12 protein-coding genes are annotated in these 14,403 nt (G+C 68.2%); 10 read left to right on the top strand and 2 right to left on the bottom strand.

Annotated features, from left to right (window positions below; translation table 11 throughout):
• Window positions 1-15: 15 nt before the first annotated feature.
• Window positions 16-1,242: an acyl-CoA dehydrogenase family protein gene (locus J1C47_RS10230; RefSeq protein ID WP_207350653.1), complete on the bottom strand. Its 1,227-nt coding sequence runs from the start codon at window positions 1,240-1,242 to the stop codon at window positions 16-18.
• Window positions 1,239-2,009: a TetR/AcrR family transcriptional regulator gene (locus tag J1C47_RS10225; RefSeq protein ID WP_207350652.1), complete on the bottom strand. Its 771-nt coding sequence runs from the start codon at window positions 2,007-2,009 to the stop codon at window positions 1,239-1,241. Before J1C47_RS10225 ends, J1C47_RS10230 begins: the two co-directional genes overlap by 4 nt.
• Window positions 2,010-2,265: 256 nt before the next feature.
• Between J1C47_RS10225 and J1C47_RS10220 the strand changes: the two genes are divergently transcribed.
• The 10 genes from J1C47_RS10220 (at window position 2,266) to J1C47_RS10175 (ending at window position 14,402) form a co-directional block, all read left to right on the top strand.
• Window positions 2,266-3,090: an SDR family oxidoreductase gene (locus J1C47_RS10220; protein WP_245396479.1), complete on the top strand. Its 825-nt coding sequence runs from the start codon at window positions 2,266-2,268 to the stop codon at window positions 3,088-3,090.
• Window positions 3,090-3,602 carry a MaoC family dehydratase gene (locus J1C47_RS10215; RefSeq protein WP_207350651.1) on the top strand — a complete coding sequence of 171 codons (513 nt, stop codon included), beginning with the start codon at window positions 3,090-3,092 and terminating at the stop codon, window positions 3,600-3,602. Before J1C47_RS10220 ends, J1C47_RS10215 begins: the two co-directional genes overlap by 1 nt.
• A 51-nt stretch (window positions 3,603-3,653) precedes the next feature.
• Entirely contained in the window at window positions 3,654-4,694 is a 1,041-nt protein-coding gene (locus tag J1C47_RS10210) for a phosphotransferase family protein (protein WP_207350650.1), read from the top strand.
• A 331-nt stretch (window positions 4,695-5,025) separates the two neighbouring features.
• Window positions 5,026-6,318 carry an urea ABC transporter substrate-binding protein gene (gene urtA, locus J1C47_RS10205; RefSeq protein WP_425354554.1) on the top strand — a complete coding sequence of 431 codons (1,293 nt, stop codon included), beginning with the start codon at window positions 5,026-5,028 and terminating at the stop codon, window positions 6,316-6,318.
• Window positions 6,319-6,593: 275 nt separating this feature from the next.
• Window positions 6,594-8,225 carry an urea ABC transporter permease subunit UrtB gene (urtB, locus tag J1C47_RS10200; RefSeq protein ID WP_207350648.1) on the top strand — a complete coding sequence of 544 codons (1,632 nt, stop codon included), beginning with the start codon at window positions 6,594-6,596 and terminating at the stop codon, window positions 8,223-8,225.
• 292 nt (window positions 8,226-8,517) lie between these two features.
• Window positions 8,518-9,675 (top strand): urea ABC transporter permease subunit UrtC, encoded by a 1,158-nt coding sequence (gene urtC, locus J1C47_RS10195; RefSeq protein WP_207350647.1) that lies wholly within the window; start codon window positions 8,518-8,520, stop codon window positions 9,673-9,675.
• A gap of 261 nt (window positions 9,676-9,936) precedes the next feature.
• Window positions 9,937-10,719: an urea ABC transporter ATP-binding protein UrtD gene (urtD, locus tag J1C47_RS10190; RefSeq protein ID WP_207350688.1), complete on the top strand. Its 783-nt coding sequence runs from the start codon at window positions 9,937-9,939 to the stop codon at window positions 10,717-10,719.
• Window positions 10,720-10,942: 223 nt separating this feature from the next.
• A complete protein-coding gene (urtE, locus tag J1C47_RS10185) occupies window positions 10,943-11,638 on the top strand; it encodes an urea ABC transporter ATP-binding subunit UrtE (RefSeq protein ID WP_207350646.1) in 696 nt (231 codons plus the stop codon).
• A 325-nt stretch (window positions 11,639-11,963) separates the two neighbouring features.
• A complete protein-coding gene (locus tag J1C47_RS10180; RefSeq protein ID WP_207350645.1) occupies window positions 11,964-13,229 on the top strand; it encodes an ABC transporter substrate-binding protein in 1,266 nt (421 codons plus the stop codon).
• Window positions 13,230-13,400: 171 nt separating this feature from the next.
• Window positions 13,401-14,402, top strand: coding sequence for a carbohydrate ABC transporter permease (locus J1C47_RS10175; RefSeq protein ID WP_207350644.1), 1,002 nt, complete (start codon window positions 13,401-13,403; stop codon window positions 14,400-14,402).
• The last annotated feature ends 1 nt before the right edge of the window (window position 14,403 follow it).

Here is a 14,403-nt window from a genome sequence, read left to right as displayed (position 1 = left end):
GGTTCGGCCCGACCGTCAGCGATAGCGGGCGAGTTCCCAGCGGGCGACCTGCCGGCGATGCACGGCGTCCGGACCGTCCGCAAGGCGCAGGGTGCGCAGATGCGTCCACATCCGGGCAAGCGGCGTATCCTGCGAGATGCCCTGTCCGCCATGCATCTGCACCGCCTGATCGACGACGTCGAGCGCGACGTTCGGCGCCACCACCTTGATCGCCGAAATCCACGGCGCCGCCGCCTTGGCGTCGCCCTGGTCCATCATCCAGGCGGCCTTCAGGCACAGCAGCCGCGCCATCTCGATGTCCATCCGCGCCCGGGCGATCAGGTCGTGGTTCTCGCCGAGTTCGGCGAGCGGCTTGCCGAAGGCCTCGCGGGCGAGGGCGCGCCGGCAGAGAAGTTCGAGTGCGAGTTCGGCCTGGCCGATGGCGCGCATGCAGTGGTGGATGCGGCCCGGCCCGAGCCGCCCCTGGGCGATCTCGAAGCCCCGGCCTTCCCCGAGGATCATCGCCGATTTCGGCACCCGGACGTTGGAGAAGCGGATGTGCATGTGGCCGTGCGGGGCGTCGTCCTCGCCATAGACCTGCATCGCCCGGAGCACCTCGATCCCCGGCGTATCCGCCGGCACCAGCAGCATCGAATGGCGCCGGTGCTTGGCAATCTCTTCGCCCCCCGTCCGCGCCATGACGATGTAGACGGCGCAGCGCGGATCGCCGGCGCCCGAGGCCCACCACTTCTCGCCGTCGAGCACGTAGTCGTCGCCGTCGGCGACGCAGCGCATGGCGATGTTCGTCGCGTCCGAGGAGGCGACGTCCGGTTCGGTCATCAGATAGGCCGAGCGGATCTCGCCGTTCAGGAGCCGCGGCAGCCAGGGCGCCTTCTGGGCGTCGGTGCAGAAGCGCTCCAGAACCTCCATGTTGCCGGTGTCGGGTGCCGAACAGTTGAAGGTCTCGGCGCCGAGATGCGCCTTGCCCATCTCCTCGGCGAGATAGGCGTATTCGACGGTGGTGAGGCCGTAGCCGCGCTCCGAGCCGGTCAGCCAGAAATTCCAGAGATTGCGGCTCCGCGCCTTCTCCTTCAGGCCTTCGAGGATGTCGCGCTGGCGCGCCGTATAGACGAAGCGGCCGTCCTTCGGCACCTCGGCGAGGAACGCCTCGCTCGCCGGGGCGATCTCCTCGCGGACCATCCTGCGGACAGCCTCGTGGATCGGCTTCAGCCGCTCCGGCAGGCCGAGATCCATCGTCGTCATCGCGAAAACTCCTCCCTGAGCGTCGCGTCCGACGCGCCGATCCCCCTCAGCGCGAAATAGGCCAGTTGCCGGGCGGTCAAAGCGCTTTTCGTGGCGGCCTCCTGCGCCGCCTCGACCGGCCAGACGAGCGGCGCGTCGAGCGCGGCGACGAACAGCCTGGCCAGCATCTCGACGTCGCGCCCGGCCGGAAGGTCGCGCTCGCGCGCCGCGTCGGCGATCAGCCGGGCGAAGGTCGCGTCGTAGTCGAGCCGCCGCATCACGACGGCGCGGACCGCATCCGCCTCGCGGCCGGCAAGGCCTGCCAGCGACACGCCGGAGGTCACCGAGGCGAGGGTGCGATGCAGGGAGAGGCGGGAGAGGACGTCGCCGGCGTGTAGGCTCGCGGCGGCGGCGAGGCGGGTGATTGCCGGCTCGCGCCGCGCGGCGATCGCGGCGACCCGGGCGACGAGGCCGCCGAGCCCGTCCTCGCAGAGATCGGCGAGGAGTTCGCCCTTCGAGCGGTAGCGGTGGTAGACGAGGCCCTTGGTGGCCGAAAGCCGCCGGGCGACCTCGTCGATCGAGGCGCTGGCGAAGCCGCGCTCGGCGAAGATCTCGGCGGCCGCGGCGAGGATGCGGCGCCGGAAGGCCTTGTCCTCCGCCTCGCGGATGGCGGCGAAGTCGCGTTCGCGCCGCGGCGGCCGGCGGCGCGGCGACGCGGCCTGCGGCGCTTCGAGCGCGTCCGAAGCGTTTGTGGCGCTCCCGCCCTTCTCCCGCTCGGGCTCGTCCATCGCACCCCTTCGAGGCGTCGGCCCCGCGACGGCGGGGCATCCGCCGGCGATGGGACACGAAAAGCGGCCGGCAAGTCAAATCCTCCTGCCGGTGTTGCACGGCAATCGCGTCTAGGGGCGATCGACGCATCGCCGGTGGCCCGGGCGTGGGCGTTGCGCCCTGCGGCCCTACATCGCCCGAGGTGGCTCCAAGCCCGGTGAAACCGGTGCGGCCACGGCGACGAAGCGGCGACGACGACGAAGAAGGGAAAGCGCCTTGGCCGAAGACATCCTGCGGCAGCTGTTCTCGTTGGAGGGCAAGACGGCGCTGGTCACCGGCGGGGCGACCGGCATCGGCCGGATGATCGCGACGGCGCTCGCCGCGGCCGGGGCGCGGGTGTTCATCGCATCGCGCAAGCGCGAGGCCTGCGAGGCGACCGCCGCCGAAATCAACGCGGCGGGCGTTGCCGGCGAGGTCCTCGCGCTCGAAGGCGACGTTTCGAACGAGGCGGGCGTGACGGCGCTCGCCGGCGCGATCGGCGAGCGCTGCGACAGGCTCGACATCCTCGTCAACAATGCGGGCGTCTCCTGGGGCGCGCCGCTCGGCGAGTTTCCCTACCACGCCTGGAACCGGGTGCTCTCGGTCAACGTCGCCGGCCTCTTCGCCCTGACCCAGGCCCTACTGCCGAAGCTCGAAGCCGCCGCAAGCGACGACGATCCGGCGCGCATCGTCAATCTCGGCTCGGTGATGGGCGCCCAGCCGCTGGCGGAGAGCGTCTATTCCTACGCCGCCTCCAAGGCCGCCGTGCACCATCTGACGCGGTCCCTCGCCAAGGAACTCGCCGCCCGCCGCATCACGGTGAACGCCTTCGCGCCCGGGCCATTCCAGTCGAAGATGACGGCATTCGCGACCGGCACCGAGGAGCAGGCGGCGAAGATCGGCAAGGGGGTTCCGCTCGGCCGGATCGGCGCGCCGGGCGACATCGCCGGGGCGATCCTCTATCTCTGCGGGCGGGGCGGCGCCTATGTCACCGGCGCGATCCTGCCGATCGACGGCGGCATCGGCGTGATGACCGGGCCGGAACTCTTCGGAGAGGCATGATGGCGCTGAATTCGGTCGCCGAGACGGAAGCGCTGCTCGCCGGGCGGATGGTGCCGATCGAGGACTATCGCGGCCATCTCGACGGCGAGCCGCTGTTTTCGCCCTGGCTGACGGTCGACCAGACGATGATCGACCGCTTCGCCGTCGCGACCCACGACCATCAGTTCATCCATGTCGATCCGGAGCGCGCGCGCAGCGAGACACCCTTCGGCGGCACGATCGCCCACGGCTTCCTCACCCTGTCGCTGCTGTCGACCCTCGCCTACGAGGCGATCCCCGGCGTCGTCGGCACCCGCATGGGCATGAACTACGGCTTCGACAAGGTGCGCTTCCTGAACCCGGTGAAGGCCGGGGCGCGGGTGCGCGGGCGGTTCCGGATGATCGGACTCACCGAACGGGCGGTCAGCCTGCAGACCGCCTGGGACGTCGCGGTGGAGATAGAGGGCGCGCTCAAGCCGGCCCTGTCGGCCCACTGGATCACGCTGACGGTGACGACGCCGCCGGAGGGGTGAGGCGCCTCGCCCGACGGCCGCAACGAGGATCAGCCCGGGAGAACACACGACATGGCGGAAGCTTCCGGTGAAACGCTCGATCAGGAGGCGCTCGGCGCCTATCTCGAAGCGGCGATCGACGGTTTCGAGGGCCTCGAACGGATCGTCAAGTTCCAGTCCGGCCAGTCGAATCCGACCTATCGCCTCGATGCGGCGAGCGGCACCTACGTGCTGCGGGCGAAGCCGCCCGGCAGGCTGCTCAAGTCGGCCCACCAGATCGAGCGCGAATACCGCGTCATGGCGGCGCTCGCCGGTACCGACGTGCCGGTCGCCGGGATGCTGCATCTCAGCGACGAGGCCGCCTCGCCGATCGGCCGGGCCTTCTTCGTCATGGAGCATGTCGACGGGCGGATCTTCTGGGATCCGGCGCTGCCCGAAGTCGCGGACGCTTCGACCCGCGGCGCGATCTACGACGCGATGAACCGCGTCCTCGCCGCGATCCATTCCGTCGATCCCGAAGCCGTCGGACTGGCCGACTTCGGAAGGCCGGGCAACTATTTCGCCCGCCAGCTGGCGCGCTGGACCGACCAGTGGCGGCAGTCGAAGATCGACGAGATCCCCGACATGGAACGCCTCATCGCCTGGCTCGAGGAGCATCTGCCGCCCGACGACGGGGTGGCGGCGCTCGTCCACGGGGACTACCGGCTCGACAACATGATCTTTGCCGTCGACGAACCGAAGATCCTCGCCGTGCTCGACTGGGAGCTCTCGACGCTCGGCCATCCGCTCGCCGATCTCGCCTATCAATGCATGCAGTGGCGGCTTCCCAATCTCGGCGCGTTCAAGGGGCTGGGCAGCATCGACCGGGCCGAACGCGGCATCCCCACCGAGGCGCAATACGTTTCGAGCTACTGCGAGCGACGTGGGCTGTCCGGCGTCGACGACTGGCGGTTCTACCTCGCCTTCTCGTTCTTTCGTCTCGCGGCGATCCTGCAGGGCGTGTTCAAGCGCTATGCCGACGGCAATGCCTCGAACCCGGAAAAGGCCCAGGTCTACGGCCGCAAGGTGCCGGAACTCGCCCGGCTGGCGCTCGAGGCGATCGACCGCGGCTGAGATCGCGCCGAACGCCACGAAGACAGCCCCGACGACCGCTTCGAGAGAAGGCGCCGCCTCGCGCTTGGGCAGGGACCGCCGCCCGAATGCTCGTTCTGCACCCATTCTGTGCGTCGTGGCGCGATATTGGGCATCGGTCGGGCGGATGCGATCCTCGGTCGCTGTCCTGCCGACTCGCCGCAAGCCTTCACAAAGCCTTTCCCGCACTGCCCCTTCGGCCCGCGTCTTCCCGGAGGTCAGGTCTGGCACGGGCTTTGCTCCATCGTCGATCGAGGCCGGCAAACGGGCCCGGATCGACTGGAGGTCAAAGATGAATTCAGCCATCAGATGGATGCAGAAGACGGCGGCGGCCGCGACGATCGCCGCGTTCGGCGTGAGCGGGGCCCTCGCCGCCGACGCCAAGCCGAGCGGCGAGCCGATCAAGGTCGGCATCCTTCACTCGCTGTCCGGCACCATGGCGATCTCCGAGACGACGCTCAAGGACGCCATGCTGATGCTCATCGACGAGCAGAACAAGAAGGGCGGCCTGCTCGGCCGGCCGCTCGAGCCCGTCGTCGTCGATCCGGCGTCCGACTGGCCGCTGTTTGCCGAGAAGGCCCGCGAGCTGATCAGCCAGGACAAGGTGGCCGTGGTCTTCGGCTGCTGGACCTCGGTGTCGCGCAAGTCGGTGCTGCCGGTGTTCAAGGAGCTCGACTCGATCCTGTTCTACCCGGTCCAGTACGAGGGCGAGGAATCCGAGCGCAACGTCTTCTACACCGGTGCCGCGCCGAACCAGCAGGCGATCCCGGCGGTCGACTATCTGATGGGCGAGGGCGTCAAGCGCTGGGTGCTGGAAGGCACCGACTACGTCTATCCGCGCACCACCAACAAGATCCTCGAGCAGTATCTCAAGGACAAGGGCGTTCCCGCCGAGGACATCATCGTCAACTACACGCCGTTCGGCTTCTCCGACTGGCAGACCGAAGTCTCGAAGATCAAGGAGTTCGGCTCGACCGGCAAGAAGACGGCGGTGGTCTCGACGATCAACGGCGACGCCAACGTGCCGTTCTACAAGGAACTCGCCAACCAGGGCATCAAGGCGACCGACATCCCGGTCGTCGCCTTCTCGGTCGGCGAGGAGGAACTCGCCGGCATCGACACCGGCCCGCTGGTCGGCCATCTCGCCGCCTGGAACTACTTCGAATCCGTCGACACGCCGGAGAACCAGGACTTCATCAAGAAGTGGCACGCCTTCATCGGCAACGACAAGCGCGTCACCAACGACCCGATGGAGGCCCATTACATCGGCTTCAACATGTGGGTGAAGGCGGTGGAGAAGGCCGGTACGACCGATCCGGACGCGGTGATCGCCGCGCTGCCCGGCACCGAGCAGGCGAATCTCACCGGTGGCACCTCGAAGATGCTGCCGAACCACCACATCACCAAGCCGGTGCTGATCGGCGAGATCAACGAGGACGGCCAGTTCGACGTCGTCTCCGAGACCGACGACCTCGTGCCGGGCGACGCCTGGTCCGACTTCCTGCCGGAATCGAAGAAGCTCGAGGCCGACTGGGTCGACCTGAAATGCGGCAACTACGACACCGAGGCGAAGAAGTGCCTCGGCGACACGATGAAGTCCAACTGACGAGCGCGCCGCAAGCGTGACCCGGCGGGCCAGGGCACCGGCCCGCTCGGGAGAAATCACGCTCCGGCACGAAAGGCGGCGGACCGCGGTCATCTCCCTCCGTGGTCCGCCGCGATCCCGCCGGCCGGCGCGGTCCCGCCGGCAACCACGAACTTCGACGCGCAGAAGCCTCCCAAGCAGCGCAGGGCGGAGCGGCCGCAAGGCCGCTCCGTATCCGCTTCCTCTTCGATCGGGCCGGTCGTCCGATCTGCGAAGGACCCCTCTTGAGACCGCCAATGAACCGACTGATTCCCTGGCTGCTCCTGTGCCTCGGCGCGCTGCTTTCGGCGGCGCCCGGCGCGGCTTTCGGCCAGACGCCCGAAGCCGACCCCGCCGCCATCGTCCAGAAATTCGGCGGCAAGCAGAGCTTCGATGCGACCGAGGCGGTTGTCTCCGAACTCGCCGCGACCGGCGACGAGCGGGTGGCCCGTGCCCTGCGGGCGCTCCGCGACGGCGACCTCTACTGGCGCAAGAGCGACGAGAAGGTGTTCGTCGCGACGCGCAAGGGCGACGACTACGAGATCTTCGACCCCCTGTCGGGCGACAGCGCCGGCACCGTCGCCAAGGGCGACCTCGAGAAGGTCCGCGTCAAGAACTCGATCCGCAACGCCGTGACCGGCGCGCTCGGCACGCTGACGCTGAGGGCCGACAATCCCGCCCAGCGCATGCGCGCCGCCGACACGCTGTTCTCCGAGGGCGATCCGGAGATGGTCGCGCCGCTCGACGCGGCGATCGCCGCCGAGACGGACCCGGCGGTGAAGACGCGCATGCAGGAGGCGCGGGCGAGCGCCGTCCTCGTCTCCGACCGGCCGGCCGAGGAAAAGGCCGCAGCCGCCAAGGTGCTCGCCGCCCGCGGCGACCGCGAATCCCTCAACAAGCTGACGGCCTTCGCCGCGGCCACCGGCGACGCGGCGGCGAAGAAGGCCGCCGAGAGCGCGATCGCCGCCATCGAGAGCAACATCGCCTTCTGGAACCAGGCGCAGAATGTCTGGTACGGCCTCTCGCTCGGCTCGGTGCTGCTGCTCGCGGCGATCGGCCTCGCCATCACCTTCGGCGTCATGGGCGTCATCAACATGGCGCATGGCGAGATGGTGATGCTCGGCGCCTACACGACCTTCGTCGTGCAGGAGGTGATCCGCGCCAACGCGCCGGGCCTGTTCGAGTTCTCGCTCGCCATCGCTCTGCCGCTCGCCTTCCTCGTCTCCGGCGCCGTCGGCCTGGTGATGGAGCGCTTCCTGATCCGCTTCCTCTACGGCCGGCCGCTGGAGACGCTGCTCGCCACCTTCGGCGTGTCGCTGATCCTGCAGCAGGCGGTGCGCACGATCTTCGGGCCGTCCAACCGCCAGGTCGGCAATCCGGACTTCATGTCCGGCGCCTTCGACGTCGGGCTGATGTCGGTGACCTGGAACCGGCTGTGGATCATCGTCTTCGCCCTCGTCGTATTCGCCGCGCTGCTCCTCGTCCTCAACCGGACGCCGCTCGGCCTGCAGATGCGCGCCGTCACCCAGAACCGCCGCATGGCCGCCGCGATGGGCATCCGCACCCCCTGGGTCGACGCGCTGACCTTCGCGCTCGGCTCCGGCATCGCCGGGATCGCCGGCGTCGCGCTCAGCCAGATCGACAACGTCTCGCCCAATCTCGGCCAGGGCTACATCATCGACAGCTTCATGGTGGTGGTGTTCGGCGGCGTCGGCAATCTCTGGGGCACGCTGGTCGGGGCGATGACCCTCGGCATCGTCAACAAGTTCCTCGAACCCTTTGCCGGCGCGGTGCTCGGCAAGATCGTCGTGCTCGTCCTGATCATCCTGTTCATCCAGAAGCGCCCCCGCGGCCTCTTCGCCCAGAAGGGAAGGTTCGTCGACGCATGAGTGGGATCGGATCGACAACGACGACTGCCGACGTTGGCGTGGGCGATAAGCGGATCTCCCCCCTTGCGGGTTGGCGGATCTCCCCCCTTGCGGGGGAGATGCCCGGCAGGGCAGAGGGGGGCGCCTCGCGGGGCCTTGCAATCACACGGGGCTGTGCCTCCGGCGGTCTCGGCCATCGCCGCGCCGGGCAGACCCCCCTCTGGGCTACCGCCCATCTCCCCCGCAAGGGGGGAGATCAGGCCGACCGCGATCGCCGGTGGGACACCGCCGACGCCCGGCCGGAGGCCGGCCGATGATCCTTGCCCGCTTCCTCGGCCCGCGGGTCTTCATTCTCGTCGCCATCGTTCTGGCGGCCGCGATCCTCGTTCCGGCTTCCAACCTGCTCCTGCCGGCAAGCCATCCGCTGCACGTGCCGTCCTATCTGGTGCCGCTGTTCGGAAAATATGTCTGCTACGCCCTGCTCGCCTTGGCGCTCGACCTCGTCTGGGGCTATGTCGGCATCCTGTCGCTCGGCCACGGCGCCTTCTTCGCCCTCGGCGGCTACGCCATGGGCATGTATCTGATGCGCCAGATCGGCCCGCGCGGGGTCTACGGCAATCCGATCCTTCCGGACTTCATGGTGTTCCTCAACTGGAAGGAACTGCCCTGGTACTGGACCGGCTTCGACCAGTTCTGGTTCGCCTGCCTGATGGTGGTGCTGGTGCCGGGGCTGCTCGCCTTCGTCTTCGGCTTCTTCGCCTTCCGGTCGCGCGTCACCGGCGTCTATCTGTCGATCATCACCCAGGCGATGACCTATGCGCTGCTCCTCGCCTTCTTCAGGAACGACATGGGCTTCGGCGGCAACAACGGCCTCACCGACTTCAAGGACATCCTCGGCTTTCCGATCCAGGCGGGCTCGACCCGCGCCGGGCTCTTCGCCGCCAGCTGCGTCGCGCTGGCGATCGCCGTCCTTTTCGTCGGCTGGATCACCCGCTCGAAGCTTGGCAAGCTGATGATCGCCGTGCGCGACGCGGAGAGCCGGACGCGCTTCATCGGCTGGCGGCCCGAATATGTGAAGCTCTTCGCCTTCACGGTCTCGGCGGTGATGGCCGGCATCGCCGGCGCCCTTTACGTGCCGCAGGTGGGGATCATCAATCCCGGCGAGTTCGCGCCGGTCAATTCCATCGAGGTGGTGGTCTGGGCCGCCGTCGGCGGCCGCGGCACGCTGATCGGCCCGGTCCTCGGCGCGCTTCTCGTCAATTACGGCAAGACCGTCTTCACCGCGGTGCTGCCGGAGTTCTGGCTGTTCATGCTCGGCGGTCTGTTCGTCTTCGTGACCCTCGTCCTGCCGCGCGGCATCGTCGGCACCATCGATCACGGCTTTGACGCCTTCCGGGCGACGCGCCGGGCGCGCGCGGCCGAAAAAGGCGAGGCCGGCGGCCAGGACGCCGTCCCCAATCCGGCGGAGTAGGCGAGGATGGCGACGACGACGAAGGTGGTCGACAAGGTGGCCGAGGACGTCCGGGCTCTCGCCCGGCCGCAGGGCGGCGTCGGCGACGGAGGCGGCTACGCCGAAGCCGCAGGGCCCTCCACGACCCATCCGCCGGCCCCGGCCGCAGGCGCCGCCGTTCGACCCGCGGCAGACGCGATGCCGGCGGAGCCGGCGCAAACGGCGGAGCCTGTGGCGGTGCGCGACGAGCCCTTCGTCTCGCCGCATCCCTTCGCGACGGAGATGCGCGAGCGCCGGCTCGCCGCCGAGGCGAACGGCCGGGCACGGCGCGACACGCTGCTCTATCTGAACGGCGTCACCAAGAGCTTCGACGGCTTCAAGGCGATCAACAATCTCTCCCTCGTCATCCAGAAGGGCGAGATGCGGGCGATCATCGGCCCGAACGGCGCCGGCAAGACGACGATGATGGACATCATCACCGGCAAGACCCGGCCCGACAGGGGCGAGGTCTACTTCGCCGGAGACGTCGACCTCACCCATCACGACGAGGCCGCCATCGCCTCGATGGGCATCGGCCGCAAGTTCCAGAAGCCGACCGTCTTCGAGAGCCACACGGTCGAGGACAACATCCGCCTGTCGCTCTCGGGCTCGCGCTCGGTGCTCGACGCCCTGGTGCACCGCAAGGACGAGGCCGAGCGCCAGCGCATCGAGGCGATCCTCGAGACCATCCGCCTGAAGGACAAGCGCAAGACCTTCGCCGCCAACCTCTCGCACGGCCAGAAGCAGTGGCTGGAGATCGGCATGCTGCTCGCCCAGGACCCGGAGCTGCTGCTCGTCGACGAGCCGGTCGCCGGCATGACCGACGCCGAGACCGAGGAGACGGCCCGGCTCTTGCGCGACATCGCCCGCACCAGGTCGGTGGTCGTCGTCGAGCACGACATGCATTTCGTGCGCGAACTCGGCGTCAAGGTCACCTGCCTGCACGAGGGCTCGGTGCTGTCGGAGGGAACGCTCGACAAGGTGTCGGCCGACCCGAAGGTGATCGAGGTGTATCTGGGACGATGACTGTTGCTTTTGCCATGTTGCCGGATAGCCGGACCCTTCGCGGCTTCGTCATCCCGGGCTTGACCCGGGATCCATGCCTCTGCCGAGCACGCATCCAATTCGGTTCCGAACAGGCGGTGGCGATGACTTTGAATGGATCCCGGGTCAAGGCCGGGATGACGACCGTCAAGGCTTTACGCCTCGCGACCGAGAGAGCCGACGGCGCCACGGAGGAATTCCGTCCATGCTGACCGTCTCGAACGTCGATCTCTATTACGGTGCCGCCCAGGCGCTCCGGAACGTCTCGGTGGCGGCAAGAAAGGGCGAGATCACCTGCGTCCTCGGCCGCAACGGCGTCGGCAAGACCTCGCTGCTCAGGGCCGTGGTCGGCCAGCAGCCGGTCCGGCGCGGCGAGATCGCCCTCGACGGCGAGGTGATGGGCCGCGAGGCGCCCTATGCGCGGGCCCGGCGGGGCATCGGCTTCGTGCCGCAGGGGCGCGAGATCTTTCCGCTCCTGACGGTGAAGGAAAACCTCCAGACCGGCTTTGCGCCGCTCAAGGCATCGGACCGCTCGATCCCCGATCACGTCTTCGAGCTGTTCCCGGTGCTGAACGACATGCTTTCGCGGCGCGGCGGCGACCTTTCCGGCGGCCAGCAGCAGCAACTCGCCATCGGCCGGGCGCTGGTCACCCGCCCGCGGCTCCTCGTCCTCGACGAGCCGACCGAGGGCATCCAGCCCTCGATCATCAAGGACATCGGCCGGGCGATCCGCTTCCTCAAAGCCGAGGCCGGCATCGCCATCCTGCTCGTCGAACAGTATCTCGATTTCTGCCGCGAACTCGCCGACAAGGTCTATGTCATGGACCGCGGCGAGATCGTCTTCGAAGGCCCGGCCGAGGGCCTCGACGATCCGGCGGTCCGCAAGCACCTGACCGTCTGACGCGGGGAGCATCCCCGAACGCAGAAGCGCCGGGGCCCTTTGCGAGGGCGCCGGCTGCCGCGGTGACGCGTGCGACGTCGGCGATGTTCCGCAACGGCAGAGCGCTGCTGCCGAGGGTTTCGGAATTTCAGAATGCGTGCGCGGCGGGAACTTGCCTTTCGAATTCCTGTGGCTAGCTGTTCTTTCAGGGCAGGATGGGAGGAACGGGCCGGCACGCCGGCGACGGCGGCATGAAGATCGCCGCAAGCCTCCGATCACCAGACGTCGCAAAGACGCGCCCGGATCCGCCGCGACGGCGGCAATGGATGGGATGGGAGGAAGTCGGATGGGTTTCCGCAACGTGGCCGCCACCCTGGCGGCGGGCGTCATGCTTTCGGGCGGCGCGGCCAGCGCAGAAGAACTCGCGCTGGTCTCCGGCGCGGTCGGCAAGGACATTTCCGAACTGCGCATGCAGCTCGACGAATACGAGAAGCAGTCCGGCAACACGGTGAAGATCGTCGAGATGCCCGCCTCGACGACCGACCAGTTCGGCCAGTACCGCCTGTGGCTCTCCGCCGGCAATGAGGATGTCGACGTCTATCGCACCGACGTGATCTGGGCGCCACAGCTCGCCGCGAGCTTCGTCGACCTGAAGGACGCGATGAAGGACGAGATCCCCAAGCACATTCCCTCGATCATCGAATCCCAGACCGTCGACGGCAAGCTCGTCGCCTTCCCGATGTTTACCGACGCGCCGGCGCTCTACTACCGCAAGGATCTTCTGGAAAAATACGGCAAGGAGCCGCCGAAGACCTGGTCGGACCTGACGAAGACCGCCGAAGAGATCGTCAAGAAGGAGCACGAGGCCGGCAACACCCAGCTCACCGGCTTCGTCTTCCAGGGCGCTCCCTATGAGGGGCTGACCTGCGACGGGCTGGAATGGGTCGCTTCGAGCGGCGGCGGGCGCATCGTCTCGCCGGAGGGCGACATCACCATCAACAACGACAAGGCGGCGGCCGCCCTCGACATGGCCAAGGGCTGGATCGGCACCATCGCGCCGGAAGGCGTGCTCTCCTACAAGGAAGAGGAGTCGCGCGGCGTCTGGCAGACGGGCAATGCCGTCTTCATGCGCAACTGGCCCTATGCCTTCGCGCTGTCGAACGGCGCCGACTCGGCCGTGAAGGGCAAGTTCGACGTGGTGCCGCTGCCGGCCGGCGAGGGCGGGAACTCCGCCGCCTGCCTCGGCGGCTGGAATCTCGCCGTGTCGAAATACTCCAAGCACAAGGACGCGGCGATCGATCTCGTGAAGTTCCTCGGATCGGAGCGGGCGCAGAAGGAGCGCGCGGTCAACCAGTCGCGGCTGCCGACCATTCCGGAACTCTACGACGACCCGGACATCGCCAAGGCCCAACCGATCGTCGCTTCCTGGGGCAAAGTGGTCGACAACGCCGTGCCGAGGCCCTCGGCGCCCACCAAGAAGCAGTACAACGAGGTGTCCAAGGAGTTCTGGACCGCCGTCAACGAGACGCTGGCGGGCCGCGGCACCGCCGCGGACAATCTCGACAAGCTCGAGAAGCGGCTGCGCCGCCTGAAGCGCGGCGGATGGGAGTGAGCCGCCTTTAGGATATGGCGGAGCGGCCCCGCCGGACGGCAGCCGGTGGGAGAGGTCCGGGGCAGGCCGATCGCGGCGGGCCCGCGGCACGGGAGACGACGAAGGCCGACAGGCGAGAGACCGGCGAACCGGCGAGCCGCTCGGTGTCATGGCATCCGACGGGAGGAAGCGATGGCCAACGTTCAGGCGGGTGTTCCGCCCACCGAAAAGGCGCTCCAGACGGAGCGGGAGGGGGCGCGGCCGCGCTCCGACCTGTCGCGCCAGCGGCTGCGCTCGGCCTGGATGTTCCTGGCGCCGATGATCCTCGTCCTCGCCCTCGTCGCCGGCTGGCCGCTCGTCAAGACGATCTGGTTCTCGCTCACCGACGCCAGCCTGTCGGATATCGAAGCCGCGAAGTTCGTCGGATTGCGCAACTACTGGGAATATGTCGACTACGGCGACGGGGAGGGCGAGTATTTCGGTCTGCTGTTCGATCCGCAGTGGTGGAACGCGGTCTGGAACACCGTCTATTATTCGGTGATCTCGGTCACGATCGAAACCGCGCTCGGGCTGGTCTTCGCCCTCGTCCTCAACGCCGAATTCAAGGGCCGGGCCTTCGTGCGCGCCGCGGTGCTGATTCCCTGGGCGATCCCGACCATCGTCTCGGCCAAGATGTGGGCCTGGATGATGAACGACCGGTTCGGCATCCTCAACGACATGCTGATGGCGATCGGGGTGATCTCGTCGCCGGTCGCCTGGACCGCCGATCCCGACACGGCGATGTGGGCGGTGATCATCGTCGACGTCTGGAAGACGACGCCCTTCATGGCGCTGCTGATCCTCGCCGGCCTGCAGATGGTGCCCGGTGACGTCTACGAGGCGGCGAAGATCGACGGCATCCATCCGGTCAAGGTGTTCTGGAAGGTGACGCTGCCGCTGATCCGCCCGGCGATCCTCGTCGCGGTGATTTTCCGGGCGCTCGATGCGCTCAGGGTGTTCGACCTCATCTACGTCTTGACGCCGAACAACACCCAGACGAAGTCGATGTCGGTCTTCGCTCAGGAAAACCTCTTCCAGTTCGACAAGTTCGCCTACGGCTCGGCCGCCTCGACCCTGCTCTTCCTGGTGATCGCGCTGATCACCCTGTTCTACATCAAGGTCGCCCGGCTCGACCTCGGCGGCCGGGGGCGGTGAG

It is taken from the genome of Jiella sonneratiae (assembly GCF_017353515.1).
Lineage (GTDB): Bacteria > Pseudomonadota > Alphaproteobacteria > Rhizobiales > Rhizobiaceae > Jiella > Jiella sonneratiae.
The sequence above is the reverse complement of the archived record's forward strand: the minus strand, read 5'-3'. Positions and strand labels throughout refer to the sequence as shown.